This is a genomic window from Roseateles sp., from assembly GCF_046300915.1.
GTDB lineage: Bacteria > Pseudomonadota > Gammaproteobacteria > Burkholderiales > Burkholderiaceae_C > Kinneretia.
This window is the reverse complement of sequence record NZ_JBKCLH010000239.1, coordinates 1-26,021: the sequence shown is the minus strand read 5'-3', so window position 1 is coordinate 26,021 and position 26,021 is coordinate 1. Positions and strand designations below refer to the sequence as shown.

The window sequence follows — 26,021 nt, the reverse complement described above, 5'->3', positions numbered from 1 at the left end:
GGCCGTTGAGCAGGTTGATGAGGATCTGGTCCAAGGTATGAGCCCGTCGTCACGAAGCCATGGAGGCCCGGCGCGGCCCCGCCGCAGCGGGGGCCGCCCGGGACAGGGCGCGCATCATGCCCCATCCGGCATCGTGGGCAGCCGGATGAGGGTCAGGACTTGCGCGCGCCGCCGGCTCAGCCCGGCCGCTTCATCTGGCAGGAGGTCGGCGTGCTGGACACATAGGGCTCGAAGGTGCGCACCGGCACGAAGGTCATGCCGGTCTTCTCCGCGCTGTAGCTGTTCTTGGCATCCGTCTTCTGCCAGACCGAGAGGTAGAGCGTCTGCTGCAGCTGGTGGTCGGTCTTGCGCATCTCGACCTCGCCGTTGAAGCTCTTGCTCTTGAGCCCTTCCAGGGCCGCCGCCACCTTGACCGGATCGGTGCTCTTGGCCTTGGCCATGGCCTCACCCAGCAGGGTGTAGATGTGGATGACGCTGCCGGTGAAGAAGTCCGCATCGAACTTCTTCTGGAACTCTTCCTGCCACTTCTGCATCTGCCCGCCCATGTTGTAGTGGTTGTAGGCGATCTGGTAGACACGGCCGGCCGAGCCCTGCCCCAGGGCGGTGGGCGTGCCGGTGACGCCCGCGTAGTAGGTGAAGAAGCGGCCGGTGTAGCCCGCCTCGTTGGCGGCCTTGATCAGCAGCGCCAGGTCCGAGCCCCAGTTGCCGGTGATCACGCTGTCGGCGCCGCTGGCCTTGATCTTGGCCACATAGGGCGCGAAGTCGCGCACCTGGGCCAGGGGATGCAGGTCCTCGCCCACGATCTGGATGTCGGGGCGCTTGCGGCCCAGGGTTTCCTTGGCGTACTTGGCCACCTGATGGCCGTGGGCGTAGTTCTGGTTGAGCAGGTAGATCTTCTTGATGTCCGGCTGGTCCTTGATGAAGCTGGTCAAGGCTTCCATCTTCATCGAGGTGTCCGCATCCATGCGGAAGTGCCAGTAGCTGCACTTGCTGTTGGTCAGATCGGGATCCACCGCCGAGTGGTTGAGGTAGACCACCTCCTTGCCGGGGTTGCGCTCATTGTGCTTGTTCACCGCATCCACGATAGCCAGGGCCGCGCCCGAGCCATTGCCCTGGGTCACATAGCGCACGCCCTGGTCGATGGCGGACTTGAGCGCGTTCAGGCTCTCGGCCGGGCTGAGCTTGTTGTCGATGGGAATGATCTCGAACTTCACGCCCGCCGGATTGCTGGCGTTGAACTTCTCGGCAAAGAACTGGAAGCTCTTCACCTGGTTCTGCCCCACCGGGGCCATCAGGCCGGAGAGCGGATCGATCCAGGCGATCTTCACCGTCTCACCCTTTTGCGCCAGGACCGGTAGCGCGGCGGCGATGAGGCTGGCCGCCACGGTCGCCTTCAGGACATGCTTGCAGCTGCTGTACATCGTTGTCTCCTTTTGTGGTTGGCAAGGCGATTCAAGCTTATGCAGCCGCGGCCGCGCGGCGGCCACGGGGATTGCCCTGGGGCCGGATGCCCCCAGGGCCTCAGGTGCCTGGCAGACGGTGAGCCTTGAACTGCTCGCGCAGTCGGAGCTTCTGGATCTTGCCGGTAGCGGTGTGAGGAATCTCGTCCACAAAGGCCACGTCGTCGGGGATCTGCCATTTGGCGATCCGGCCTTCGTAATGGGCCAGCAGGGCCTCACGGCTGAGCTCGGCCCCGGGCTTCTTGACGACCACCAGCAGCGGCCGCTCGTCCCATTTGGGGTGGGCCACGGCGATCACCGCGGCCTCGTGCACGGCCGGGTGGGCCATGGCGATGTTCTCCAGCTCGATGGAGCTGATCCACTCGCCGCCGGACTTGATCACGTCCTTGCTGCGGTCGGTGATCTGCATGAAGCCGTCGGCATCGATGGTGGCCACATCGCCAGTGGGGAACCAGCCGGCTTGGCCGTCCACGGCCAGCAGGGGCGATGCCTGCTGGCGGAAGTAGCTGGCTATGACCCAGTGGCCGCGCACCACCAGATTGCCGGAGCTGCGGTCGTCCCAGGGCTGACTGCGGCCCTCGTCGTCGATCACCGCCATATCGATGCCGTAGATGACCTTGCCCTGCTTCTCCAGGATGCGGCGCTGCTCGGCCTGGGGCAGCTGCAGCTGCTTGGCATTGAGCTTGGACAGGGTGCCCAGGGGCGAAAGCTCGGTCATGCCCCAGGCGTGGATGACCTCCACCCCATAGTCGTCCATCAGGGTGGCCAGCATGGCCGGCGGGCAGGCGGAACCGCCGATCACGGTGCGCTTGAAGCTGCTGAACTTCAGGCCCTGGCTCTTCACATGGGTGAGCAGGCCCAGCCAAACCGTGGGCACGCCGGCACTGAAGGTCACGCCCTCGTTCTCGAAAAGCTCGTAGAGCGACTTGCCGTCCAGATGCGGCCCCGGGAACACCAGCTTGGCGCCCACGATGGCGCTGCTATAGGGCAGGCCCCAGGCGTTCACATGGAACATGGGCACCACCGGCAGGATCACATCCTTGGCCGAGCAGTCCATGGCATCCGGCATGGCCGAGGCAAAGGCATGCAGCACCGTGGAGCGGTGGCTGTAGACGGCGCCCTTGGGATGGCCCGTGGTGCCCGAGGTGTAGCAGATGCTGGAGGCGGTGTTCTCGTCGAACTGCGGCCAGGCATAGTCGTGCCCCGTCTCGGCCGCGATCAGTTCCTCGTAGCACAGCAGATTCGGGATGCTGGTCTCGCCCGGCATATGGGCGCGGTCCGTCATCAGCACATAGTGCTGCACCGAAGGCAGCAAGGGCTGGAGCTTTTCCACCAGGGGCAGGAAGCTCAGGTCGAAACACAGAACCCGGTCCTGCGCATCCTCCACGATCCAGGCGATCTGCTCGGGAAAGAGCCGCGGGTTGATAGTGTGGCAGACCAGCTCGGAGCCCGAGGCGCCGTAGTACATCTCCAGATGACGGTGGCCGTTCCAGGCCAGGGTGCCGATGCGTTCGCCCGCCTTGCAACCCAGGCGGGCCAGGGCCTGGGCCAGCTGGCGTGAGCGCAGCTCGGCATCGCGCCAGGTGTAGCGGTGAAGATCACCCTCGCAGCGCTTGCTGACGATCTCGGTGTCTCCGGTGTGCCGGGCCGCATGCTGGATCAGCGAAGAAATCAGCAGGGGCATGGACATCATCTGGCCCATCAGCGCCATCGGCAGTCTCCTGTGTTCTCTGTCACAGGGTCTGAGCGCCCCGTGTTCGAACCAGTTTAATCCTGGCTTTGCGCCGCTCAGAGTCACCCTCGTTACACAGCCAAGCCCGCTAGCCTCAGGGTATTCACTGCCGCAGGGCTGGACCTAAGCCCCTTGGCAACAGGGGCTGGCGCAGGCTGGCTACACTGAAAGCCACAAAGCCAAGGCCTCGGCTTCTCCAGCCCATCATGAGCACCCCCAAGCCCCCTCACGACTACCCGGTCCAGAAAAGCGACGAGCAATGGCGCCAGGAGCTGGATCCGCTGCAGTACCAGGTGACGCGCCATGCCGCCACCGAGCGCGCCTTCACCGGCAAGTACTGGGACCACTGGGAGGCCGGCCACTACCACTGTGTGGGCTGCGGCACACCCCTGTTTGAATCCGCCACCAAGTTCGATGCCGGCTGCGGCTGGCCCAGCTACTGGGAGCCGGTCAATGCCGAGCTGATTGAGCGGGTGGTGGACCACAGCCACGGCATGGTGCGCGTCGAGGTGCGCTGCAACAACTGCGGCTCCCATCTGGGCCATGTCTTCCCCGACGGCCCCGAGCCCACCGGCGAGCGCTTCTGCATCAATTCGGCCGCGATAGACTTCGCGCCTGAATAGACACCCCCTACCGGCCACGCCGGCCCCACGAAAGGGGCAGCGCCGGCCGCCCGGCAGCGCCGGATCGGCGGCAACTGCTCGGGAACGCATCCCCTATGAAACTTCTGCTCGACTTCCTGCCGCTGATCCTGTTCTTCGGCACCTTCAAATACGCCGAAGGCCATGCCGACGCCGCTGCGGCCTTTGCCACCCAGCATTTTGGCTTTCTGGTCTCGGGCGGCCAGGTCGGCCCGCAGGAGGCCCCGGTGCTGCTGGCCACGGTGGTGGTGATGATCGCCACCCTGCTGCAGGCCCTGCTGCTCAAGCTGCGCGGCCAGAAGATCGATCTGATGCTCTGGATCAGCCTGGCCCTGGTCGTGGTGCTGGGCGGCGCCACCATCTGGTTCCACAGCGAGACCTTCATCAAGTGGAAGCCCACCGGCCTGTACTGGGCCATGGCCCTGGTCTTTGCGATCAGCCAGCGTTTCTTCAACAAGAACCTGATCCAGGCCATGCTGGGCAAGGAGCTGCAGCTGCCCGCGCCGGTGTGGCGCCGGCTGAACTGGGCCTGGGTGGGCTTCTTTGCCGTGATGGGCGTGCTCAATCTCTATGTGGCCTACCACTTCAGCACCTCCACCTGGGCCAACTTCAAGGTCTTTGGTACCACGGGGCTGATGCTGCTCTTCACCCTGGTCCAGGGCCTGTACCTGAGCAAATACCTTGGTGATGACGTGAAAGAGGATGCCAAGCCATGAGCCTGCTGGCGGAAATCGAAACCCGGCTGCGCGACCGGCTGGCGCCCAGAGAGCTGGTGCTGCGCGACGACAGCGCCCTGCATGCCGGCCATGCCGGTGCCCGCGAAGGCGGCCACTACCATGCGTTCATCGTCAGCGAGCGCTTCCGGAATCTCCCGCGGGTGGCGCGACACCGCCTCGTATATGAGGCCCTCGCCGAGCTGATGAAGCGCGGCATCCATGCGCTGGCGATCGACGCCCGCACACCGGAGGAGCGCTGACCGCGCCCCGCCACATCGCGCCCCCCGGCGCATTTTTCATTCTTAGCCGCTCATATTTCCATGAAGAAGTTTGTGCTCGCCGCGTCCTTCGCGGCCCTGTCCGCTGCGTTCCTGCCCGTGACGGCCAGCGCGCAAAACGTGGCCATCGTCAATGGCAAGCCCGTGCCCAAGGCCCGGGTGGAGCTGCTGGTGGGCCAGGTCACCAAGAACGGCCAGCCGCGCTCGCCGGAACTGGAAGCCCAGGTCCGTGACGAGGTCGTGCTGCGCGAGATCTTCATGCAGGAAGCCGAGAAGCGCGGCATTCCCGCCAGCGCCGACTACCGGGCTCAGATGGAACTGGCCCGCCAGAGCATCATGATCCGTGAGCTCTTCGCCGACTACGCCAAGAAGAACCCCGTCACCGACGCCGAAGCCCAGGCCGAGTACGACAAGTTCAAGGCCCAGAACAGCGGCACCGAGTACCGCGCCCGCCACATCCTGGTGGAGAAGGAAGACGAGGCCAAGGCCCTGATCAAGCAGCTCAACGGCGGCGCAAAGTTCGAGGACCTGGCCGCCAAGAACTCCAAGGATCCCGGCTCCGCCGCCAACGGTGGTGATCTGGACTTCGCCAACCCCGGCAACTTCGTGCCCGAGTTCAGCAAGGCCATGACCTCGCTGAAGAAGGGCGAGATCACCCAGGAGCCGGTGAAGAGCCAGTTCGGCTTCCACATCATCAAGCTGGAAGACACCCGCGAGGCCCAGTTCCCGGCCTTTGACGATGTCAAGCCGCAGATCATGCAGCGCCTGAGCCAGCAGAAGCTGGGCAACTTCCAGCAGGAACTGCGCAGCAAGGCCAAGACGGACTACAAGTTCGCCAACTGAGCCTGAGCCGGCAACAGCGCTGACAGACCCGCGATCCGCCCCCTGAAGGGCGCCGCGGGTCTTTTCTCATCGGCCCCATTTCCCATGCCCGCCTCACGCTACGCCCGACGCATCCTGCCCCACCCCGACACCCTGTCCCAGACCAAGGGGCTGCGCTGGCTGGGCAACTACTTGGCGCCCCGCCCCTGGCTGTGGGTGGCGCATCGGCGCCGCGTGGCCATGGGTGTGGCGGTTGGCTTGGCCGTGGGCGTGATTCCCCTGCCGACCCAGATGGTGGTGGCGGCCATTGCCGCGATTGCCTGCCGCGCCAATGTCGCAGCGGCCGTGGCGGCCACCTGGCTGACCAATCCCTTCACCTTGGTGCCCATCTGGAGCCTGGCGATCGCCCTGGGCCGAATGGCCTCCGGCCACCATGGCCCGGTGGCCACGCCGGAGATGCTGGACATCGACTGGAGCGCGCCTCTGAGCTGGGGCACCACCCTGATGGCCTGGATCTCCAATCTGGGCCCCCCGCTGCTGATCGGCCTGCCCCTGGCGGGCCTGCTGCTGGGCGCCGTGGCCTATCTGGTCGTGTATCTGGGCTGGTGGGCCGTGATACGGGGCGAACGTCGGCGCCGCCTCAGGCTGCGCGCGCGGCGGTCGACTCCGGGCTCGAAGTGCTGATGGAGACCAGGCGTCCCGCGTCGATGCGCAGCTGGCGCTGACAGCGGGCCGCGATGGCGGCATCGTGGGTCACCAGTACCAGGGTGGTGCCCGCCTCGCGGTTGAGCTCGAACATCAGCTCCATCACCGCCTGACCGGTCGCAAAGTCCAGACTGCCCGTGGGCTCGTCGGCCAGCAGCACATCGGGTCGCAGCACAAAGGCACGCGCCAGCGCCACGCGTTGCTGTTCGCCACCCGAGAGCACGCGTGGATAGTGCGACAGCCGCTGCCCCAGCCCCACGCGCTGCAGCATCTGGGTGGCCTGGGCGCGCGCATCGCGATCACCCCGCAGCTCCAGGGGCAGCATCACGTTCTCAAGCGCCGTGAGGTTGGCCAGCAGCTGAAAGCTCTGAAACACAAAGCCCACATGCCGGGAACGCAGCGCGGCGCGCTGATCCTCGTCCAGCACAAAGAGATCCTGCCCTGCCAGGCGCACCGTGCCGCCGCTGGGACGGTCCAGCCCTGCCAGGATGGCCAACAAGGTGCTCTTGCCCGAACCTGAGGCCCCCACGATGGCCACGGACTCCCGCGCCGCCAGGGTGAAAGAGATGTCGTGCAGAATCGTCAGCTGCCCGCTGGCGTCCTGCACCTGCTTGTTGACGCCCTGGACTTCAATGATGGCTTGGGACATGACTGAGACGGACTCTGTGAAGATGAAGATGAAGCGACGGCACTGGATGCGGGACTGTAGCCTGCTGGCCCTGATGCCGCTGGTGTCGGGTCTTGCCGCGGCCCAGACGCCACCGGCAGGTCCCAGGCGTCGCGTGCTCATCGTGGGCGACAGCCTCTCGGCCGAGTATGGCATCGAGCGAGGCAGCGGCTGGGTGGCCCTGCTTCAGAAACGGCTGCAAGGCAGCAAGCCGCCCTACGAGGTGATCAATGCCAGCATCAGCGGCGACACCACCGCCGGCGGCCGCTCCCGCCTGCCCGTCCTGCTGAGCCAGCACCGGCCCAGCCATGTGGTGATCGAGCTGGGCGGCAACGATGCGCTGCGCGGACTGCCCCTGAGCAGCACGCGCGAGAACCTGCTGGCCATGAGCCGTGCCGCCAAGGCCGCCGGTGCGCGGGTGCTGCTGGTGGGCATGCAGGTCCCGCCCAACTATGGCAGCGCCTATGCACGCGAATTTGCGAGCCTGTTCGCCGAGGTGGCCCGCAGTGAGAAGACGGGGCTGACGCCCTTTCTGCTCAAGGGCGTGGCCGATCGACCGGATGCCCTGGACTGGTTCCAGCCCGACCGCATCCACCCCCTGGCCAAGGCCCACCCTCTGATGCTGGAGCAGGTCTGGCAGGGGCTCAAGCCCTTGCTCTGAAACCCCTGTGACTCAATCGTCGCTGAGGGGATCGAGCTCAGGGAAGAGCACCGAGGTGAAGCCGAAGCGGCTGAAGTCCCGTACCCGCATGGGGTAGAGCAAGCCGTCCAGATGGTCACATTCATGCTGCACCACGCGGGCATGGAAGCCCTCGGCGAGACGATCGATGGGCTGCCCTTCCGGGTCGAAGCCGCGGTAGCGGATGCTGGCGTGGCGGGGCACCACGCCGCGCAGGCCGGGCACCGAGAGGCAGCCTTCCCAGCCCTCTTCCAGCAGCTCGGACTGCGGGGTGATCTCCGGGTTGATCAGCACCGTCATGGGCACGGGCGGCGCTTCCGGATAGCGCTCATTGCGCTCGAAACCGAAGATCACCAGGCGCAGATCCACACCGATCTGCGGCGCGGCCAGGCCGGCACCGTTGGCGGCCTTCATGGTGTCCAGCATATCGGCCACCAGCTCGCGCAGGGCCGGGGTGCCGAACTCGCGCACCGGCTGGGCCACGCGCAGCAGGCGCGGGTCGCCCATCTTCAGGATCTCTCGAACCGCCATGGCGGCACCTTCTCTTCTTCGGCTATGGTTGCGGCATTCTAAGGAGGGAGACAAAGCCCATGAGCCCGTACCTGCAGGATCTGGGCGATGGCGCGTATGCCATCGACACCGGCTTTCAGCGCGACCATTTCGACGCTGCCTACCTGGTCGTCGAGGCCGGCCACGCCGCCTTCATCGACACCGGCACCAACCACGCCGTGCCGCGCCTGCTGGGCGCGCTTGCGGCCCTGGGGCTGGCGCCGTCCGCGGTGGACTGGGTGATCCCCACCCATGTGCATCTGGACCATGCCGGCGGCGTGGGCCTGCTGATGCAGTCCCTGCCCCGGGCCCGGCTGCTGGTGCACCCGCGCGGCGCCCGCCACCTGATCGACCCGACGGCGCTCTACCAGGGCGCCCTGGCCGTCTATGGCGAGGCCGAGATGCAGCGCTCCTACGGGCAACTGGTCGGCGTGCCAGCCGAGCGCGTGGACGCCAGCGCGGATGGCCAGATCGTCACCCTCGCAGGCCGCCAGCTGCTGCTGGCCGACACCCCCGGCCATGCCCGTCACCACCACTGCATCTGGGACGCGCGCAGCCAAGCTTGGTTCACCGGCGATACCTTCGGCCTGTCCTACCGCGAGTTCGACCATGCCGAGCACGGTGCCTGGATCATGCCTACCAGCACCCCGGTGCAGTTCGAGCCCGAGGCCCTGCTGGCCTCGATGGAGCGCATGCTGGCCCGCTCGCCACGCCAGATGTTCCTGACCCACTACGGCCGCGTAGGCGGCAGCGTGGCCGAGGTGCAGCGCCTGGCCGGCCTGCTGCGCACGCAGATCGCCGAGATGGTGGCCATCGCCCGCGCCAGTCTGGGGCAGGCCGAGCGGCATGCGGCGCTCAAGCGCGGGCTGGAGGCGCTCTATCTGCGCGAGCTGGCCCGCCATGGCTGCGCGCTGCCACTAGAGCGCCAGCGCAGCCTGCTGGCCATGGATGTGGAACTCAACGCCCAGGGCCTGGGCGTGTGGCTGGACAAGCAGGCGGCCTAGGCCCACCGAGCCAGCTCAGCCCGCCAGGGCCACATAGACTTCCTGCACATCGTCGCAGGCGTCGATGGCGGCCAGAAAGGCCTCCACCTCCTCCAGCTCGGTGGCGCCCAGCGTGAGCGGGTTCTTGGAGCGGTAGCCCAGCTTGGCGCTATTCACGCCAAAGCCCTGGGCCGGCAGGGCACGGCAGACCAGGTCCAGATCGGCGGCGTCGGTGTAGAACAGCGCGCCGCCGCCCTCCCCGTCCTCATCCTTCTCCAGAAGCTCGAAGTCCTGCGCGCCGGCCTCGATGGCCGCCAGCTCGATATCGGCATCGGCCTGCAGCGGGCTGGCCTCGATGATGCCCAGGTGATCGAAGTCCCAGCTCACCGAACCGCTCACGCCCAGCTGGCCCTTGCGGAAGAGCACGCGCATTTCAGACGCCGTGCGGTTCACGTTGTCGGTCAGGCATTCCACGATCACGGCCACCCGGTGCGGAGCGAAGCCCTCGTAGGTGACGCGCTCGAAATTCACCGCCTCGCCCAGCAGGCCCGCGCCCTTCTTGATGGCCCGCTCCAGCGTGTCGCGCGGCATGGAGGCCTTCTTGGCCTGCTCCACCACCATGCGCAGCCGCGCGTTCATGTCCGGGTCGGCGCCATTGCGCGCGGCCTGCATGATTTCCTTGGACAGCTTGGTGAACATGCGGCCCTTGGCATTTGCCGCGATGTCCTTGTGCTTGGCCTTCCACTGTGCGCCCATGACTCGATTCTCTTCCTGCTTGTCGATGCTGAAACGTCCGGGCTTATACACCCGGACGGCCCGCCACGGCCGGACCAGCGGTCAAGAAGCGCAGGGTTTTCTCAGGCGTCCAGGCCCAGTTCCTGAATTTTCCGGGTGATGGTGTTGCGCCCTATGCCCAGCTTCTGCGCCGCTTCGATGCGGCGACCTCGGGTCAGGTCCAGGGCGGTCAGGATGAGGCTGGCCTCGAAGCGACGGGTCAGCAGCTCCCAGACCTCGGGCTCACCGCTGGCCAAGAGGCGCCTGGCCTCACGCGCCATCTCGGCCACCCAGGCATCGGGGCCGCCCGCCACCGCCAGGCTCGCGGGCGCCACCTCGGCCGCAGCGGCCAGACCCGCCGGGCTGGGTGGCAGCTGCTGCACCGCTGCGGCGGCGGCCGCCAGCGCCGGGCTGGGCGGCTGCAGCAATTCCTGGGGCAGATCCTTGGCCTCCACGACCTGGCTGGGCGCCATCACGCTGAGCCAGTGGCAGACGTTCTCCAGCTGGCGCACATTGCCCGGGAAGTCAAAGGCCACCAGCTTGCTCAGCGCCGCCTCGGACAGGCGCTTGGGCTCCACGCCCAGCTCGGTGGCGCTGCGCTGCAGGAAGTAGCGCGCCAGCACCGGGATGTCCTCACGGCGCTCGCGCAGGGCCGGCAGGCGCAGGCGGATGACGTTGAGGCGGTGGAACAGATCCTCGCGGAAGCCGCCCTGGCGCACACGCTCCTCCAGGTTCTGGTGGGTGGCGGCGATCACGCGCACATTGCTCTTGAGCGGGCTGTGGCCGCCCACACGGTAGAACTGGCCGTCGGACAGCACGCGCAGCAAGCGGGTCTGAAGGTCCAGCGGCATGTCGCCGATCTCGTCCAGGAAGAGCGTGCCGCCATCGGCCTGCTCGAAGCGGCCACGGCGCGTGGCCTGGGCACCGGTGAAGGCGCCACGCTCATGGCCGAAGAGCTCGCTCTCCAGCAGGTCTTTGGGGATGGCCGCGGTGTTGATGGCGACAAAAGGCCCGTCGGCGCGCGGGCTGTGCTTGTGCAGGGCGCGCGCCACCAGCTCCTTGCCCGAGCCGGACTCGCCGGTGATCAGCACCGTGACATGGCTCTGGCTCAGGCGGCCGATGGCGCGGAACACATCCTGCATGGCCGGGGCCTGGCCCAGCATCTCGGGCACCTGGGCCGCGGCCTCCTCGGCCACCGCCTCGCGCTGGCTCTCCTCCTGGGCGCGGCGGATCAGCTCCACCGCGCGGCTGAGGTCAAAGGGCTTGGGCAGGTACTCGAAGGCGCCGCCCTGGAAGGCCGAGACGGCGCTGTCCAGATCGGAGTAGGCGGTCATGATGATGACCGGCAGACCGGGCATCTTCTCCTTGACCTTGGCCAGCAGGTCCAGGCCCGAGCCGCCGGGCATGCGGATGTCGGACACCAGAACCTGGGGGCTGTCGCCCTCCTCCAGCGCGGCCAGCAGGTCGCGGCCGTTGCTAAAGCTGCGCACCGGCAGGCCCTCGCGGCTCAGGGCTTTCTCCAGAACAAATCGGATGGAGTGATCGTCGTCGCAAATCCAGATGGATTTCATGCAGTGCTCCCCTTCGCCCACCGCGTTCAGGGCAAAGGCAGGGTGATTCGAAAATCGGTCCGGCCCGGTTCGCTGTCACAGTCAATCATGCCCTGATGCTGCTGAGCGATGGTTTGCGCCAGAGTCAGACCCAGACCGGTCCCGCCATCCCGGCCGGAGACCAGGGGATAGAAGATGCGATCGCGGATCTCGGCCGGCACACCGGGACCGTTGTCCTGGATATGCAATTCCAATGCCAAGCGCCAGCGCTGCTTGCCAATGGTCACCTGGCGGGCCACGCGCGTCTGCAGGGTAATGACGGCCGAGCCCTCGGCGATCTGGGCCTGCAGGGCCTGGGCCGCGTTCTGCACGATATTGAGCACGGCCTGGATCAGCTGCTCGCGGTCACCGCGGAAATCGGGCAGGGAGATGTCGTAGTCGCGCAGCACCTGCAGGCCACGCGGGTACTCGACCAGGATGAGGGAGCGCACGCGCTCACAGACCTCATGGATGTTCACATCGCCCACCACCTGGGCACGACGGTGCGGGGCCAGCAGGCGGTCCACCAGGGACTGCAGGCGGTCGGCCTCATGCACGATGACCTCGGTGTATTCGGCCAGCTCGGGCTCGTTGAGCTCCAGGGCCAGCAGCTGGGCCGCGCCCCTGATGCCACCCAGCGGATTCTTGATCTCGTGGGCCAGATTGCGGATCAGCTCCTTGGTGGCCTGCACCTGATCCAGGGTGCGCTCCTCGCGGTCCTGCCGCGCCTGCTGGGCGTTCTCGATCAGCTCCACCAACACGCGCTCGGGGCTGTCGGTCTGGCTGACGATGACCTGCACCGGCAGCAGATCCTCATGCGGTCGCGCGCCGCAGCGCAGCTGGGCGTCGAAGCGGCCGCTGGAGTAGGCGTTGCCGGCCACGGCGGCCGCGGTCTCGCGCAGGCGGGCCGCATCGGCCAACCAGTCGAAGAGATTGAGGCCCTGAACCGCGCGGCGCGAGAGCCGCATCACAGACTCAAACGCCGCATTGGCGAACAGGCATTCGCCGTCGGGCCGCACCACGGCCACCATGGTGGCCAGCAGGTCAAAGGCCTCGTAGCCTGAGGGAGGATGCTCGTTCATGCTCGTACGGCCCCGTCACGGACCGCCGCCACCCGAGCCAGAGGCTCAGGGCAGCTTGGAGATCTCGCGCTTGAGGGCCTGGATATCGGCTTCCTGGCGGGTGATGCCGGCCTTGAGCTCGGCCACACGGTCCAGGTACTTCTGATAGTTGTTGCGCTCATCACCACGGCGATCGGGTTGCCCGCCCTGGTACTCGCGCTGCAGCTCGCCCAGGCGAGCCTCGGCCTCGCGCAGCTCGTTCTCGAGCACGCGGCGACGCTCGTCGTCACGCCCCTTCTGCTGCGTGGGATCCACACGCCCTTCATTGCCACCCCGGCTGGCGGTAGGAGCCGCTGCGCCCGGCGCTGGCGCGGGCGCTGCCGCTCGCGGCTTGGGCGACTGCAGCACGGTGATGGGCGTGCCCTCGATGGAGCGACAGCCCTTTTCCTGCGCCTCCTTGGGACTCAGCGCGTCGGTGTAGAGCACCGGGGGCCCCGGGCAGCGGTAGACCTGTGCCTGTACCCCCAGGGCACAGCTCAGGAGAGACAGCAGCAGGCAGGTGTGGCGATAAGGCATGGCGCGATTGTGGCCCAAGCCGCGGGGCAGAAAAAAGAAGGGACGGCCCAAGCCGTCCCCCGCACGCTGGCCAGGGCAGCATGGCGTGGCTGGCACGCTTGCTGCCCTTGTGCATCACAGCGCGTAGTACATGTCGAATTCCACCGGGTGGGTGGCCATGCGGAAGCGGGTCACTTCCTGCATCTTCAGCTCGATGTAGGCATCGATGAAGCTGTCGGTGAAGACGCCACCCTTGGTCAGGAAGGCACGGTCCTTGTCCAGGTACTCCAGGGCCTGGTCCAGGCTGTGGCAGACGGTCGGGATCTTCGCGTCTTCCTCAGGCGGCAGGTGGTACAGGTCCTTGGTGGCGGCCTCGCCCGGGTGGATCTTGTTCTCCACGCCGTCCAGACCGGCCATCAGCAGGGCTGCGAAGCACAGGTAGGGGTTGGCGGAAGGATCCGGGAAGCGGGCCTCGACGCGGCGACCCTTGGGGTTGGCCACGTAGGGGATGCGGATCGAGGCCGAGCGGTTCTTGGCCGAGTAGGCCAGCTTGACCGGGGCTTCGAAGCCGGGGACCAGGCGCTTGTAGCTGTTGGTGCCGGGGTTGGTGATGGCGTTCAGGGCACGGGCGTGCTTGATGATGCCGCCGATGTAGTACAGGGCGAAGTCGGAGAGACCGGCATAGCCGTCACCGGCGAACAGGTTCTTGCCGTCCTTCCACACGGACTGGTGCACGTGCATGCCGGAGCCGTTGTCGCCCACGATGGGCTTGGGCATGAAGGTGGCGGTCTTGCCGTAGGCATGGGCCACGTTCTGGATCACGTACTTCTGCAACTGGGTCCAGTCGGCGCGCTGCACCAGGGAGCTGAACTTGGTGCCGATTTCCATCTGGCCGGCATTGGCCACTTCGTGGTGATGCACTTCAACCGGGATACCCAGCTGTTCCAGCACCAGGCACATTTCCGAACGCATGTCCTGGCCGGAGTCGACCGGGGGCACCGGGAAGTAGCCGCCCTTGACGGTGGGGCGGTAGCCGGAATTGCCGTGCTCGTATTCCTTGCCGGTGTTCCAGGCGGCTTCCTCGGACTCGATCTTGAAGAAGGAGCCCGACATATCGTTGGCCCAACGCACCGAGTCAAAGATGAAGAACTCGGGCTCGGGACCGAAGAAGGCGGCGTCGCCCAGGCCCGAGGACTTCAGATAGGCCTCGGCGCGCTTGGCCAGGGAGCGCGGATCGCGCTCATAGGCCTTGCCGTCGGCCGGATCGATGACGTCGCAGGTCAGGATCAGGGTCGGCTCTTCGAAGAAGGGGTCGATATTGGCCGTGCTGGGGTCCGGCATCAGCAGCATGTCGGAGGCTTCAATGCCCTTCCAGCCTGCGATGGAGGAACCGTCGAAGGCATGGCCCGACGAGAACTTGTCTTCATCGAAGTGCGACACGGGCACGGACACGTGCTGTTCCTTGCCACGGGTATCGGTGAAGCGGAAGTCAACGAACTTGACTTCGTTGTCCTTCACCATCTGCATCACATCAGCGACGGTCTTGGCCATCAAAAACTCCTAAGCGGATTGGGACGGGGTGTGAATACGTCGAAAAGAATTCGGCGAGCGCCTCTTGGCGTCCGCCCAAGAGAAAGCAGTTTGCGTGCCAACTTGGACATCAAGGACTGCCAACAGGCGCCAGTCCGGTGCATCCTCGTCAGCCTGCATGTTTGGGGCTCAGCGCCCCCAGCTCCAGCCGCCACATGACAAGCCGGGACACAGCCCGGGACGGCAACAGCACCATCGCGGTGCATCCTAACGCACCAATTCGGTTCTTATCAATGCACCGAAATGGATCAAGCCTTGCTTCAGGGCGCCATAGGCCTCGTGCAGCGCTTCATCCCCCAGCGCCGGCCCGGCCTTGACGCCCAGCTCGATATGCCGCCCCCACTGCGGATGGTCCACGCTGGGCAGGCTGAAAACCTTGATGCCTGGGTGCTCGGACTCGATGCGCTCCATCAGCGGCGTCAGGCTGGCCTCCATGGCGCCGCTGACGATCAGGGAGCGCTCGCGCATGCCGACGGACTGGTGCAGATCGGCATGACGCTGGTCCAGCACCCACTCCATCATGGGGTGGGCCATGACCGGGAAGCCCGGCACGAAGTAAACCGTGCCGACATAGAAACCGGGGATGCGGTTGTAGGGGTTGGGGATGAGCTCGGCCCCAGCGGGAAAGCGCCCCATCTCGAAGCGGCGCAGGCTGTCCGGGTGCTCGGCGTCGGCCACCTGCCCCTGCTCGGCGGCCATCTCCTGGATGCGCCCCCAGATCAGCTCGCGGGCGCCGGGGTGGATCAGCAGCTCGCGATCCAGGGCCGCGGCCGCGGCCTGGCGGGTGTGGTCGTCGGGCGTGGCGCCTATGCCGCCGCAGCTCAGCACCAGATCGCCGCTGGCAAAAGCGCGGCGCAGGGTGGCGGTGAGGCGCTCGCGGTCGTCCCCCACATACTCGGCCCAGGCGAGGCTCAGGCCGCGCGCGGCCAGCAGGCCGATGAAGGTGGCCAGGTGCTTGTCCTGGCGCTTGCCGGACAGGATTTCGTCGCCGACGATGATCAAACCGATTTGCATGCGAACGCTCGGGGCAGCAGATGTTGAAGAGGGCTCAGGGCAGCAGCGGCGGAGCGGCGGCCGGCGGCTCGGCTTGCAGCACCGGCTGGGCAGGCACGACGTCCACCACGGGGCCGGGCTGTGCGGCGGCCGCGGCCCGCTGGGCCGCCAGGGCCGCCAGGGCGTAATGCGCAAACCACAGGGTGGAGAAGGCAAAGACCAGGGTATAGAGCCAGACCGTGGCCACCACCAGCACCGGCGCGAAAACCACGGTCAGCACGCCAAAGGCCCAGATCATGGCCGGCGCGGCGCCCAGATAGCCGGTGATCACGCCCATGCTCAGCAGCGGCAGGCGATGCGCCTTCATCAGCTGGCGGCGCTCCTCGGGCGAGGCATGGTCGGCCAGCACATCAAAGGTAAAGACCCGGTAGGACAGCCAGCCCCAGATCAGGGGCGGCAGCACCAGCACCAGGGGCGGCACCAGCCAGAAGGGCATGCTCAGGAACAGGGCGCCCAGGGCCCCGGCCGAGCACAGCAGGGACCAGGCCAGCCCCTGCCACCAGCGCGCACCGATCTTGCGCTCCAGCCCGGGAAAGCGGCGCTCGGCCACCAGGGCCACGATGGACGGCGTCATCAGGAGGGCCACCAACACCAGGCTGAGCACCATGACCAGGGGCAGGGCCATGACGATGACCAGCAGCGGCGCCATCACGCTGCGAAAGCCCTCCGCGCCCATGCTGGCCAGCCAGCGCAGCAGGCTCTCCACCAGGGCCCAGGACTCCAGGGTGCTACGCACGGCATCGACCGCCGGCTCCCAGAAGAAATAGGCCAGGGCCACGCTCAGACCCGCCGCCAGCAGCAGAGGCAGCAGAGACAGGCCGATGACGCGGGGATGCAGGCAGTAGGCGGCGGCGCGCCAGCAGGCGTCGGCCAAGCGGCCCATGGTATTCACCATTGCGGGATCCTTGTTCTTGCAATGCGGATTCAGGCCGCAAGCATACCCGTCAGCGTCGCATCAGCAGGCGGCGCAAACCCAGCCATTGCTGAGACCAGAAACCGCGGCCGTAGTCGCGTGCGCCCTCTTCCGGCAACTGGTCCCGGATGCCGGTAGGGTCAAAGCGCAGCTGCCAGTCGGCCGTTCCGAAGAGCTGGTCCCAGATGGGGAAGAGCACGGCGAAATTGCAGCCCCCCAGGGTGCCCCGGCCACCCTCGGACTCATGACCGATGCCGATGGCGTGATGCCGGCGATGAAAGCGCGGGCTGACGAGCACGCGCTCCAGCACCGGGCCGAACCAGAGCCGCACATTCGCGTGCGACAGGCTTTCCAGCAGCTGGGACAGCGCCACCAGGGCCACGAACTGCCCCGGCTCCACGCCCACGAAACGGGCCAGCAGCACAAAGACCGCATCGATCAGCACATCGTCCAGCAGATGGTTGCGGTTATCGCTCCACAGCGTCATCTGGCGCTGGCTGTGGTGCAGGGCATGCAGCTGCCACCACCAGTGGAACTGGTGCTGCGCCCGGTGCAGCCAGTAGTTCACGAAGTCAAACAACACGAGGTAGAGCAGAAAGCTCACCCAGGGGATGTCGCTCACGCCCGGCCAGATGGCATCCAGCTGGAAGCTGGGCACGCCGGCCAGGCGCATCTGGCCCGAGATCAGGTCCCACAGCGGCTCGACGGCGAAGAACATGGCCACCCGCACCAGGCCCAGGCGGTGGATCAGGGTGTAGATCACATCCACCCGCACCGCGGCCGGGTCGCTGACCGGCTCCACCGGCCGCCACCGCTCCAGGGCGCGGAAGGCGGTGAGCATGACCACGATCTGGATGATGCCGACCAGCAGCCAGCCCGTGGCCGCGTAGCCATCGGCCAGCAGATTGCCCAGGCCCAGGGCAAACATCAGGGGCTGCAGCAACTGCTCGAACAGCCACTGATGGGCCGCATCAAAGCTCTCGATCAAGGCATCCATAGGCTCAGGGCAAGCTGGGCTTGCCGCTCTCCGGCAGCGTCATCGGTTTCATCAAACGGGCATAGCGCGGGTGTTCGCGCAGCGGCGCAAAGCACATGCCGCGCGCCTTCAGGCCATCGATCAGGGGCTCCAGCACGGCCGGCGCCCAGGCCTCCTGGCGCGACCAGATGCCCAGATGCGCCAGCAGGATATCGCCGGGACGCACATCCCGCAGCGCCTTCTGCAGAAGCTGCGCATTCGGGTAGCGACGGCTGTCCAGCTCGTCGCCCAGAAAGCCTGCGGCACTCCAGCCCACATGCTCGAAGCCACAGGCCCGCGCCGCATCCAGCAAGGCTTTGGAGGCCTTGCCGGCGGGCGCACGGAAGATGGGGGCCATCTCCCGCCCGGTCATGCGCTTCAGGCGCCGGGCCGGCTTGCGCAATTCCTCGCAGTACTCGCTGGCGCTGAGCTCGCGCCAGCGCGGCGCCTGCTCGCCGGCTTGGGTGCGAAAGCGAAAGCGCGGCTCGCCGCCGGGGCCGGGCGGCAGGTCAGCCTCCCAGATATCGTGCGCCCAGGTGTGGGAGCCGAAGTCATGGCCCTCGGCGGCACGCTCGCGCCACCAGGGCGCCCACTGCTCATCCAGGCTGCTGCCACCATTGAGCGTGGGCTCATCGGCCAAGAAGAAGCTCAGGCGCAGCTGGTGCTTTCTGATCAGCTCGGCCACCAGGGGCGCCACGCCCATATGGCCGGTATCAAAGGTGAGGAAGACCGGCTTTTCGCCGGCCTGGCAGGCCGAGGCCCCCAGATGCACGGCCGCCAGCGCGGCAACACTCCAACGGCGCAGACTCATGGCGAGACCGACGCGTCGACGCGAGCTGGCGGCAGACCCGAGCGACACCCGGGGATCCGGCTTTGCCGGGCCCTCGGGTGTGCCCCATCGAGGGGGCCGGCGAAGCCGGTAGGGGGGGAGCTCATCTCGGCGCGTGGTCAAGGGTCCAGACGCCGTGGGGCGACTTGCCGACCTTGACCTTGCGCAGCACCTGGCGCTTCTCGATATCGATCATGGTCAGCTTGCCGGCCCAGCGTGAGGTCACGAGCAGGGTCTTGCCGTCGGCGAGCACATCCATATCGTCCGGGCCGCCGGGGCCGGGCAGCTCGGCCACCACCGTGAAGTCGGAGAGCTGGATCTTGCTGATGGTGTTGGCCGCGCGATTGCTCACGAAGACATGGCGCTTGTCGCCCAGGGCGCGGAAGGAGTGCGCTCCCTTGCCCGTGGGTAGGCGCTTGAGCAGGCGCGGCTGGGCGCCCTGCACGTCATAGACCTCGACCACCGAGTCGCCGGTCAGGGCCACCAGCAGGTGCTTGTCGTCCGGGCTCAGGTAGATGTCGGCCGGCATCTTGCCCACCTTGATCTTCCAGCGCAGCTGCTGGTCGCTCAGGCCGAAGGCGGCGACCTCGTCGCTGTCCTGCAGCGAGACATAGAGCAGGGTGCTCTTGCTATCGATGAAGAGGTGGCTGGGCGTCTTGGGCGCGGGCACGCGCTTGACCAGCTGCAAAGGCTTGGCGGCGTCACCGGGCACCCAGCGGTAGAAGTCCACATGGTCCAGGCGGTTGGCGGCCGTGATGAACCACTTCATGTCCGGCGAGAAGCGCAGATGGTAGGGATCGATGATGCCCTGCAGCACGCGCTGCACCTCGGCCGTGCGGGGGTCGATGAAGGTGAGCGAATCCCCCAGGGCATTGGCCACGATCAGCGACTTCTCATCCGGCGTCATGTACAGATGGTGCGGCTCCTTGCCGGTCGGAATGCGCTTGAGCTGGGTAAAGCTCACCGGATCGATCACGCTGATGTCGGCATCCAGGGAGTTCAGCACAAAGATGGGCTTGTTGGCCCAGACCGAGCCGCTCAGGCCCAGGAACGCGGCCAGGGTCAAACGGGCCAGGGCGCGCGGCCAGCGTGGGGTGCAAAGGGTCAGCAAACTCTCGTTCCTCGATATCGGGCACGCCCCTGCCCGGGCGATCTGAGCGGCGGGCCAGCAAGAAAAAAGGGGCAGTGCAAGCACTGCCCCAGAGTGTAGGCGGCATGAGCCCGGCCAATTCTTAAGCCGGGTCAAGCCGGATCAAGGCCGCGGTGGCAAGGCTCAGTCGTCGTCGCCGCTGAGCACGCCGCCCAGGATGCCGCCCGCCGCCAAGCCGCCCAGCAGCCCGCCCTGCTCGCGACTGCCACCGCCCGTCTGCGGTGCTGCGGCAAAGATACGCGAGGCCAGACGCGAGAAGGGCAGGCTTTGCAACCAGACCTCGCCCGGGCCGCTCAGCTTGGCCAGGAACAGACCTTCGCCGCCGAAGAGCGCGGTCTTGATCTTGCCCACGTACTGGATCTCGAAGTCCACGCTGGGCGTGTAGGCCACCACGCAGCCGGTGTCCACCAGCAGGGTCTGGCCCGGCTGCAGGGTGCGGCGCACCACGGTACCGCCGGCATGCACGAAGGCCAGGCCGTCGCCATCGAGCTTCTGCATGATGAAGCCCTCGCCGCCGAAGAAGCCGGTGCTGAGCTTTTGCTGGATGGCGATGCCCAGGGACACGCCACGCGCGGCGCACAGGAAGGCATCCTTCTGGCAGATCAGGGTGCCGCCCAGCTGGCGCAGGTCCATGGGCAGGATCTTGCCGGCATAGGGCGCGGCAAAGGCCACGCGCTGCTTGCCGGAGGCCTGGTTGGTGTAGATGGTGGTGAACAGCGACTCACCCGTGATCAGGCGCTTGCCCGCGCCCAGCAGCTTGCCAAAGAAGCCCCCTTGCTGGGCGGCTCCGTCGCCGAACACGGTGTCCATGCTGATCCCGGCATCCATGAACATCATGCTGCCGGCTTCACCGATGGCCGCTTCACCGGGATCCAGTTCGACCTCGACGAACTGCATCTCGCTGCCCTTGATCTCGTAATCCACAACATCCATCGCCATTGCGTCAATCTCCCGGCACTACTGGCCAACAAGCAGCCACCCATGTGGCAAACGGGCGCGATGGTACAGAAATCCGGCCTGCCTATACTGGCCGCCCATGAATGACGCCAGTTCCACCTCAGACTTGCCCGCGCTCAAGCCGGGAGACAGCTATGTGCAGTCCTTTGCGCGTGGCCTGGCGGTCATACGCACCTTCAGCGCCGAGGCGCCGCGCCAGACCCTGACCGAGGTGGCGCGCCGCTGCGGCCTGACCCGCGCCGGGGCGCGCCGCATCCTGCTGACCCTGGAGACCCTGGGCTATGTGCGCAGCGACGGGCGGCAGTTCGCACTGACGCCCAAGATCCTGGACCTGGGCTTTGCCTACCTCTCCTCCCAGCCCCTGTGGCAGTTCGCCGAGCCGGTGATGCAGACCCTGGTCGCCGACCTCAAGGAGAGCTGCTCCGCGGCCGTGCTGGAGGGGCAGGACATCGTCTATGTCCTGCGCGTGCCCGCGCGCAAGATCATGAGCATCAATCTGGGCGTGGGCAGTCGCCTGCCCGCCTGGTGCACCTCCATGGGCCGGGTGCTGCTGGCCGATCTGGATGCCCAGGCGCTGGAGCGCCATCTGCAAGGCGTGCAGCTGCAGCAGCACACGGCACGCACCGCCAACAGCCTGGACGAGCTGCGCCTGCGCATCGCCGCGGTGCGCGAGCAGGGCTGGTGCCTGCTGAATCAGGAGCTGGAGGACGGCCTGGTTTCGCTGGCAGCCCCCATCACGGACCGCAGTGGCCGCACCATCGCGGCCCTGAATGTCAGCACCCAGGTCAACCGCAACCCGCCCGAGACCCTGCTGGCCCAGCACCTGCCCCGGCTGCTGGAAGCGGCGCAGAGCATTTCAAGGCTGCTGCAGATTCGCGCCCCTTGAGATGAAAAAGACGGCCCGAAGGCCGTCTTGCTCTTGGCTTGTGAGGGAGCAACTCTCACCCCATATGCAAACCGCCGTTGCAGGAGAAGTCGGCACCGGTAGTGAAGCCCGAGGTGTCGCTGGCCAGCCAGCCCACGATGGAGGCGATCTCCGAGGGCTCGCCCAGGCGCTTGACCGGGATCTGGGCCACGATCTTCTCCAGCACATCGGGGCGCACGGCCTTGACCATATCGGTGCCGATATAGCCGGGGCTCACGGTGTTCACCGTCACGCCCTTGCTGGCCAGTTCCTGGGCCAGGGCCATGGTGAAGCCGTGCATGCCGGCCTTGGCGGCCGAGTAATTGGTCTGGCCGGCCTGGCCCTTCTCGCCATTGACCGAGGAGATGTTGATGATGCGGCCCCAACCCTTGTCCACCATGCCCGGCACCACCTGCTTGGTGACATTGAACATGCTGGTGAGGTTGGTGCTGATCACCGCGTCCCAATCCTCGCGGCTCATCTTGAGGAACATGCGGTCCTTGGTGATGCCGGCGTTATTGACCAGCACATCGATCTGGCCATGCTCGGCAATCGACTTCTCGAAGGCCTGGACGGTGGACTCCCACTCGGCCACATTGCCCACCGAGGCGTAGAAGGTGTAGCCCAGTTCGGCCTGCTCGGCGATCCACTTGGCATGGTCACGGCTGGGGCCGCAGCCGGCGATGACCTTGAAGCCATCCTTGTGCAGTTGCTGGCAGATGGCGGTACCAATGCCACCCATGCCACCGGTCACGTAAGCAATCTTCTGGCTCATCTCAGGTCTCCTTGCTGATCTCAGTCTGGGTTTGTTGTCGGTTCATCGTTCCACGCACAGGGCCACGCCCATGCCGCCGCCTATGCACAGGGAGGCGATGCCCTTCTTGGCATCACGTTTTTGCATCTCATGCACCAGGGTCACCAGGATGCGCGCGCCCGAGGCCCCGATGGGGTGGCCCAGGGCGATGGCGCCGCCGTTGACATTGACCTTGCTCAGGTCCCAGCCCATCTCCTGGTGCACCGCACAGGCCTGGGCCGCGAAGGCCTCGTTGATCTCCAGCAGGTCCAGGTCCTGGGGCTTCCAGCCGGCGCGCTGCAGCGCCTTGCGCGCGGCCGGTACCGGGCCCATGCCCATGAAGGCCGGGTCCAGGCCCGCGCTGGCATAGGAGGCGATGCGCGCCAGCGGCGTCAGGCCCAGGCTGGCGGCCTTGGCCGCACTCATCAACACCAGACCGGCGGCACCATCGTTCAGGCCCGAGGCATTGCCGGCGGTCACGCTGCCGGTCTTGTCGAAGGCGGGGCGCAGGCCGGCCAGGGCCTCGGCATTGGTCTTGCGGTTGATGTACTCGTCGGCCGCAAAGACCACCGGGTCACCCTTCTTCTGCGGAATGCTCACCGGCACGATCTCGTCCTGGAAGCGACCGGCGTCCTGGGCCGCAGCGGCCTTGAGCTGCGAGGCCAGGGCCAGGGCGTCCTGGGCCTCGCGGCTGATGCCGTGCTGCTTGGCCACGTTCTCGGCCGTGATGCCCATGTGGTACTGGTTGTACACATCCCAGAGGCCGTCCACGATCATGGTGTCGACCAGCTTCCAGTCACCCATGCGCTGGCCGTCACGCGAGCCCGGCAGCACATGGGGCGAGAGGCTCATGTTCTCCTGGCCCCCGGCGATGACGATCTCGCTGTCGCCGTCGCGGATGGCCTGGGTCGCCAGCATCACAGCCTTGAGGCCGGAGCCGCAGACCTTGTTGATGGTCATGGCCGGCACGGCATGCGGCAGACCGGCCTTGATCACGGTCTGGCGCGCGGGGTTCTGCCCACAGCCGGCCTGCAAGACCTGGCCCAGGATCACCTCGCCGACCTGGCCGCCCTCAAGGCGTGCACGCTTGAGCAATTCCTGAACCACGGTGGCGCCCAGCTCGCTGGCCGGGGTCTTGGCCAGGCTGCCGCCGAACTTGCCGATGGCGGTGCGGGCCGCGGCGACGATGACGATATCGGTACTCATGATGGAACGCTCTCTCCTGTTCAGGCTTTGGTCTTGACGTAGCGGCCGGGCGCCGGCTCGATGGCCTTGTGGCCACGCCCGCCCAGGCTGCGCGGGGCCGGCTTCATGGCGCCAGCGTGGCCGGACAGCCAGGCCGCCCAGTCCGTCCACCAGCTGCCCGGATGCTCCACCGCGCTGTCCAGCCATTGCTGGGCCTGCTCGGGCAGCGCGGCGGTCTTGCCAATCCAGTGGCTGCGCTTGCCCTTGGCCGGCGGATTGATCACGCCCGCGATATGGCCGGATGCCCCCAGCACAAAGCGCTTCTTGCCCGTGAAGATCTGGGTGGAGCGGTAGGCGCTGTCCCAGGGCACGATATGGTCCTCGCGCGAGCCGTAGATATAGACCGGGGCCTTGATCTTGCCGAGGTCCAGGGACTCGCCGCAGACGGTCAGCGCGCCCGGCTGCTTCAGCTCGTTCTGCAGATAGGTATGGCGCAGATACCAGCAGTACATGGGGCCGGGCAGATTGGTGGAGTCGCCGTTCCAGTACAGCAGGTCGAAGGCCGGCGGGGCCTCGCCCTTGAGGTAGTTGCCCACCACATAGTTCCAGACCAGGTCATTGGGCCGCAGGAAGCTGAAGGTGGCGGCCAGCTCCTTGCCATGCAGCAGGCCCGGGCCCTGAGGCGCATCGGGACCTATGCTCATCTCGCGCAGGCGCACCGAGGCCTCGTCCACGAAGAGGTCCAGCACGCCATTGCTGCTGAAGTCGATCAGGGTGGTCAGCAGGGTCAGGCTGGCAGCGGGCTGCTGGCCGCGCGCCGCCAGCACGCCCAGGGCCGTGGCCAGAAGCGTGCCGCCCACGCAGAAGCCCAGGGTGTTGATCGTCTTGCTGCCGCTGATCTCCTGCACCACCTCGATGGCGCGGATCACGGCCTGCTCCACATAGTCGTCCCAGGTCCAGGCCTTGCAGCTGTCGTCGGGGTTGCGCCAGCTCAGCACAAAGGTGCGGTGGCCCTGCTCCACCGCGTAGCGGATCAGGGAGTTCTCGGGCTGCAGATCCAGGATGTAGAACTTGTTGATGCAGGGCGGCACCAGCAGGAAGGGGCGCTCATGCACCTGCGCCGTCAGCGGCTTGTATTCCAGCAGCTGGAAGAACTCGTTCTCGTAGACCACCGCGCCCTCGCTGGTGGCCACATTGCGGCCCACCTCGAAGGCGCTCTCATCGGTCTGCGAGAGATGGCCGCGCTGGACATCGCCCCAGAGCTGCTGCAGACCGCGGGCGATGCTCTCGCCCTGGGTGTCCAGGGCCAGGCGCTGGGCCTCGGGGTTGAGCGCCAGATAGTTGCTGGGCGCGGCGGCGTCCACGAACTGCTGCACCGCGAAGCGGATGCGCGCCCGGGTCTTCTCGTCGCCCTCCACCTGCTCGGCCATCTGCTGCAGGGTGCGGGCATTGAGCAGATAGAGCTGGGCCATGAAGCTGCTGGCCGGGTTGCTCTGCCAGGCCTCGGCGGAAAAGCGCCGATCGGCGGGCTTGTCCAGATGCCCCTGCAGGGCCTGATTCCAAAGACTGCTGGCCTGCTGCAGATAGCTGGCCTGCAGCTGAGTCCAGGCCGACACCGGGACCTGCAAACCGGCCAGGGACTTGAACAGGTCGGCCGCCACGGCCGAGGCCTCCTCCGCGGCCGAAGGCGCCGCGCTTGGGGACTTGCGTTTCATGTGTCTCCTCAGGAACCGGATGTCCGGCCCGGACGCGCACCCGCGCGCCGCCGGCATCTCGTCTGCACACAGGCAAGAAGCTTGCCACAGCTCCCACGCTCACCCTTGTTGTAATCTCGCTGCCTTACCTCCTGATGACACCCGCCCATGTATCTGGTTGCGATTGCCTGGCTCTATGTGGTTGTGATGATGGCCCTGGCCGAGGCCGTCAGCAGCCAGGGCACGCTGCTGGGCGCCCTGTTCACCTTGCTGCTCTACGGCCTGCTGCCCCTGAGCATCGTGATGTATCTGCTGGGCACCCCAGCCCGGCGTCGGGCGCGGCGCCTCGCCGAACAGGCCCAGGCCGAGCAGGCCGAAGCCTCAGCCGAGCAGCCGGATGGCCGCGACCATGCGACCGCTCTCCCGGCCGAGGAGCCGCTCGCGCCGGTACGAAAAGAACCGTGAGGCCTCGCTCACGGTGCACCAGCCGCCGCCGCTGACCTGGCCCAGGCCCAGGGCCTGCAGGCGCTCGCGGGCCAGCGCAGCCAGATCGGCACGCCAGCGGTCCTCGCCCGCCGCATTGGGCTGATGGCGGTAGGCAGCGGGGTCGCCGCCGCAGGCCTGCAGCACCTCAGCCCCCACCTCAAAGGCCTCGGGGCCTATGCAGGCCCCCATCCAGGCCTGAACCTGAGAGGGCGTACAGCCCGCGGCCTCACACAGCGCAGCC

The 26,021-nt window shown here is 66.9% G+C and carries 28 protein-coding genes; 9 read left to right on the top strand and 19 right to left on the bottom strand.

Features of this window, described 5'->3' with window-relative positions:
- Window positions 1-176: 176 nt before the first annotated feature.
- Together ACK5F2_RS18015 and ACK5F2_RS18010 are read right to left on the bottom strand one after the other, a co-directional pair.
- Window positions 177-1,421 (bottom strand): branched-chain amino acid ABC transporter substrate-binding protein, encoded by a 1,245-nt coding sequence (locus ACK5F2_RS18015; RefSeq protein WP_133603038.1) that lies wholly within the window; start codon window positions 1,419-1,421, stop codon window positions 177-179.
- 100 nt (window positions 1,422-1,521) lie between these two features.
- Complete coding sequence (locus ACK5F2_RS18010) at window positions 1,522-3,171, bottom strand: 3-(methylthio)propionyl-CoA ligase (protein WP_409867222.1); 1,650 nt, start codon at window positions 3,169-3,171, stop codon at window positions 1,522-1,524.
- Between the two features lie 227 nt (window positions 3,172-3,398).
- Between ACK5F2_RS18010 and msrB the strand changes: the two genes are divergently transcribed.
- From msrB to ACK5F2_RS17985, 5 genes are all read left to right on the top strand, one after another.
- Window positions 3,399-3,815: a peptide-methionine (R)-S-oxide reductase MsrB gene (msrB, locus tag ACK5F2_RS18005; protein WP_133603040.1), complete on the top strand. Its 417-nt coding sequence runs from the start codon at window positions 3,399-3,401 to the stop codon at window positions 3,813-3,815.
- A 95-nt stretch (window positions 3,816-3,910) separates the two neighbouring features.
- Window positions 3,911-4,549, top strand: coding sequence for a septation protein A (locus ACK5F2_RS18000; protein ID WP_409867220.1), 639 nt, complete (start codon window positions 3,911-3,913; stop codon window positions 4,547-4,549).
- Window positions 4,546-4,809, top strand: a complete 264-nt coding sequence (locus ACK5F2_RS17995) for a BolA family protein (RefSeq protein WP_409867217.1) — start codon at window positions 4,546-4,548, stop codon at window positions 4,807-4,809. The genes ACK5F2_RS18000 and ACK5F2_RS17995 overlap by 4 nt, the downstream gene beginning before the upstream one ends.
- 60 nt (window positions 4,810-4,869) lie before the next feature.
- On the top strand, window positions 4,870-5,670 hold the full coding sequence (locus tag ACK5F2_RS17990) for a peptidylprolyl isomerase (protein ID WP_409867214.1): 801 nt from the start codon (window positions 4,870-4,872) through the stop codon (window positions 5,668-5,670).
- Window positions 5,671-5,754: 84 nt separating this feature from the next.
- The gene (locus ACK5F2_RS17985; protein ID WP_409867212.1) at window positions 5,755-6,333 is read left to right on the top strand and encodes a DUF2062 domain-containing protein; all 579 of its coding nucleotides are present in this window, start codon (window positions 5,755-5,757) and stop codon (window positions 6,331-6,333) included.
- On the opposite strand, the gene ACK5F2_RS17980 is transcribed toward ACK5F2_RS17985, so the two are convergent.
- Complete coding sequence (locus ACK5F2_RS17980) at window positions 6,290-7,003, bottom strand: ABC transporter ATP-binding protein (RefSeq protein ID WP_409867210.1); 714 nt, start codon at window positions 7,001-7,003, stop codon at window positions 6,290-6,292. The two genes, ACK5F2_RS17985 and ACK5F2_RS17980, sit on opposite strands and share 44 nt — an antisense overlap.
- A 22-nt stretch (window positions 7,004-7,025) precedes the next feature.
- Here ACK5F2_RS17980 and ACK5F2_RS17975 point away from each other — a divergent pair, with 22 nt between their 5' ends.
- Window positions 7,026-7,682 (top strand): arylesterase, encoded by a 657-nt coding sequence (locus ACK5F2_RS17975; protein ID WP_409867209.1) that lies wholly within the window; start codon window positions 7,026-7,028, stop codon window positions 7,680-7,682.
- Between the two features lie 12 nt (window positions 7,683-7,694).
- Here the strand turns inward: ACK5F2_RS17975 and def are convergent, their stop codons facing one another.
- Window positions 7,695-8,231, bottom strand: coding sequence for a peptide deformylase (def, locus tag ACK5F2_RS17970; protein WP_409867208.1), 537 nt, complete (start codon window positions 8,229-8,231; stop codon window positions 7,695-7,697).
- A 59-nt stretch (window positions 8,232-8,290) separates the two neighbouring features.
- Between def and ACK5F2_RS17965 the strand changes: the two genes are divergently transcribed.
- Entirely contained in the window at window positions 8,291-9,253 is a 963-nt protein-coding gene (locus tag ACK5F2_RS17965; protein WP_409867205.1) for an MBL fold metallo-hydrolase, read from the top strand.
- Window positions 9,254-9,268: 15 nt separating this feature from the next.
- Here ACK5F2_RS17965 and ACK5F2_RS17960 read toward each other — a convergent pair whose 3' ends face one another.
- From ACK5F2_RS17960 to ACK5F2_RS17910, 11 genes are all read right to left on the bottom strand, one after another.
- The gene (locus tag ACK5F2_RS17960; protein WP_409867203.1) at window positions 9,269-9,988 is read right to left on the bottom strand and encodes a YebC/PmpR family DNA-binding transcriptional regulator; all 720 of its coding nucleotides are present in this window, start codon (window positions 9,986-9,988) and stop codon (window positions 9,269-9,271) included.
- A 101-nt stretch (window positions 9,989-10,089) separates the two neighbouring features.
- A complete protein-coding gene (gene ntrC / locus ACK5F2_RS17955) occupies window positions 10,090-11,577 on the bottom strand; it encodes a nitrogen regulation protein NR(I) (RefSeq protein ID WP_409867201.1) in 1,488 nt (495 codons plus the stop codon).
- 26 nt (window positions 11,578-11,603) lie between these two features.
- Window positions 11,604-12,677, bottom strand: a complete 1,074-nt coding sequence (gene glnL, locus ACK5F2_RS17950; RefSeq protein ID WP_409867199.1) for a nitrogen regulation protein NR(II) — start codon at window positions 12,675-12,677, stop codon at window positions 11,604-11,606.
- Window positions 12,678-12,722: 45 nt separating this feature from the next.
- On the bottom strand, window positions 12,723-13,232 hold the full coding sequence (locus tag ACK5F2_RS17945) for a hypothetical protein (RefSeq protein ID WP_409867196.1): 510 nt from the start codon (window positions 13,230-13,232) through the stop codon (window positions 12,723-12,725).
- A 114-nt stretch (window positions 13,233-13,346) separates the two neighbouring features.
- A complete protein-coding gene (gene glnA, locus ACK5F2_RS17940) occupies window positions 13,347-14,762 on the bottom strand; it encodes a type I glutamate--ammonia ligase (protein WP_133603052.1) in 1,416 nt (471 codons plus the stop codon).
- Between the two features lie 246 nt (window positions 14,763-15,008).
- Window positions 15,009-15,815, bottom strand: coding sequence for a competence/damage-inducible protein A (locus ACK5F2_RS17935; protein WP_409867193.1), 807 nt, complete (start codon window positions 15,813-15,815; stop codon window positions 15,009-15,011).
- A 34-nt stretch (window positions 15,816-15,849) separates the two neighbouring features.
- The gene (locus ACK5F2_RS17930) at window positions 15,850-16,749 is read right to left on the bottom strand and encodes an EI24 domain-containing protein (RefSeq protein WP_409867191.1); all 900 of its coding nucleotides are present in this window, start codon (window positions 16,747-16,749) and stop codon (window positions 15,850-15,852) included.
- Between the two features lie 49 nt (window positions 16,750-16,798).
- The gene (locus ACK5F2_RS17925; RefSeq protein WP_409867188.1) at window positions 16,799-17,764 is read right to left on the bottom strand and encodes a sterol desaturase family protein; all 966 of its coding nucleotides are present in this window, start codon (window positions 17,762-17,764) and stop codon (window positions 16,799-16,801) included.
- Between the two features lie 4 nt (window positions 17,765-17,768).
- Window positions 17,769-18,593: a polysaccharide deacetylase family protein gene (locus ACK5F2_RS17920; protein WP_409867185.1), complete on the bottom strand. Its 825-nt coding sequence runs from the start codon at window positions 18,591-18,593 to the stop codon at window positions 17,769-17,771.
- Between the two features lie 121 nt (window positions 18,594-18,714).
- The gene (locus tag ACK5F2_RS17915; RefSeq protein WP_409867243.1) at window positions 18,715-19,686 is read right to left on the bottom strand and encodes a YncE family protein; all 972 of its coding nucleotides are present in this window, start codon (window positions 19,684-19,686) and stop codon (window positions 18,715-18,717) included.
- Window positions 19,687-19,884: 198 nt separating this feature from the next.
- The gene (locus ACK5F2_RS17910; RefSeq protein WP_409867183.1) at window positions 19,885-20,700 is read right to left on the bottom strand and encodes a TIGR00266 family protein; all 816 of its coding nucleotides are present in this window, start codon (window positions 20,698-20,700) and stop codon (window positions 19,885-19,887) included.
- A gap of 97 nt (window positions 20,701-20,797) precedes the next feature.
- Here ACK5F2_RS17910 and ACK5F2_RS17905 point away from each other — a divergent pair, with 97 nt between their 5' ends.
- Window positions 20,798-21,604: an IclR family transcriptional regulator C-terminal domain-containing protein gene (locus ACK5F2_RS17905; RefSeq protein ID WP_409867180.1), complete on the top strand. Its 807-nt coding sequence runs from the start codon at window positions 20,798-20,800 to the stop codon at window positions 21,602-21,604.
- Window positions 21,605-21,659: 55 nt separating this feature from the next.
- Here ACK5F2_RS17905 and phbB read toward each other — a convergent pair whose 3' ends face one another.
- From phbB to phaC, 3 genes are read right to left on the bottom strand one after another with little or no spacing between them, the layout of a single operon-like run.
- Complete coding sequence (phbB, locus tag ACK5F2_RS17900) at window positions 21,660-22,397, bottom strand: acetoacetyl-CoA reductase (protein WP_409867177.1); 738 nt, start codon at window positions 22,395-22,397, stop codon at window positions 21,660-21,662.
- Window positions 22,398-22,439: 42 nt separating this feature from the next.
- Complete coding sequence (locus ACK5F2_RS17895; protein ID WP_409867175.1) at window positions 22,440-23,621, bottom strand: acetyl-CoA C-acetyltransferase; 1,182 nt, start codon at window positions 23,619-23,621, stop codon at window positions 22,440-22,442.
- 20 nt (window positions 23,622-23,641) lie between these two features.
- Window positions 23,642-25,315: a class I poly(R)-hydroxyalkanoic acid synthase gene (phaC, locus tag ACK5F2_RS17890; protein ID WP_409867172.1), complete on the bottom strand. Its 1,674-nt coding sequence runs from the start codon at window positions 25,313-25,315 to the stop codon at window positions 23,642-23,644.
- A 147-nt stretch (window positions 25,316-25,462) separates the two neighbouring features.
- On the opposite strand from phaC, the gene ACK5F2_RS17885 reads away from it, so the two are divergent.
- Window positions 25,463-25,759 carry a hypothetical protein gene (locus ACK5F2_RS17885; protein WP_409867169.1) on the top strand — a complete coding sequence of 99 codons (297 nt, stop codon included), beginning with the start codon at window positions 25,463-25,465 and terminating at the stop codon, window positions 25,757-25,759.
- Here the strand turns inward: ACK5F2_RS17885 and ACK5F2_RS17880 are convergent.
- The coding region (locus ACK5F2_RS17880) for a laccase domain-containing protein (protein ID WP_409867168.1) at window positions 25,676-26,021 on the bottom strand (346 nt) is incomplete at its 5' end. The genes ACK5F2_RS17885 and ACK5F2_RS17880 overlap by 84 nt on opposite strands.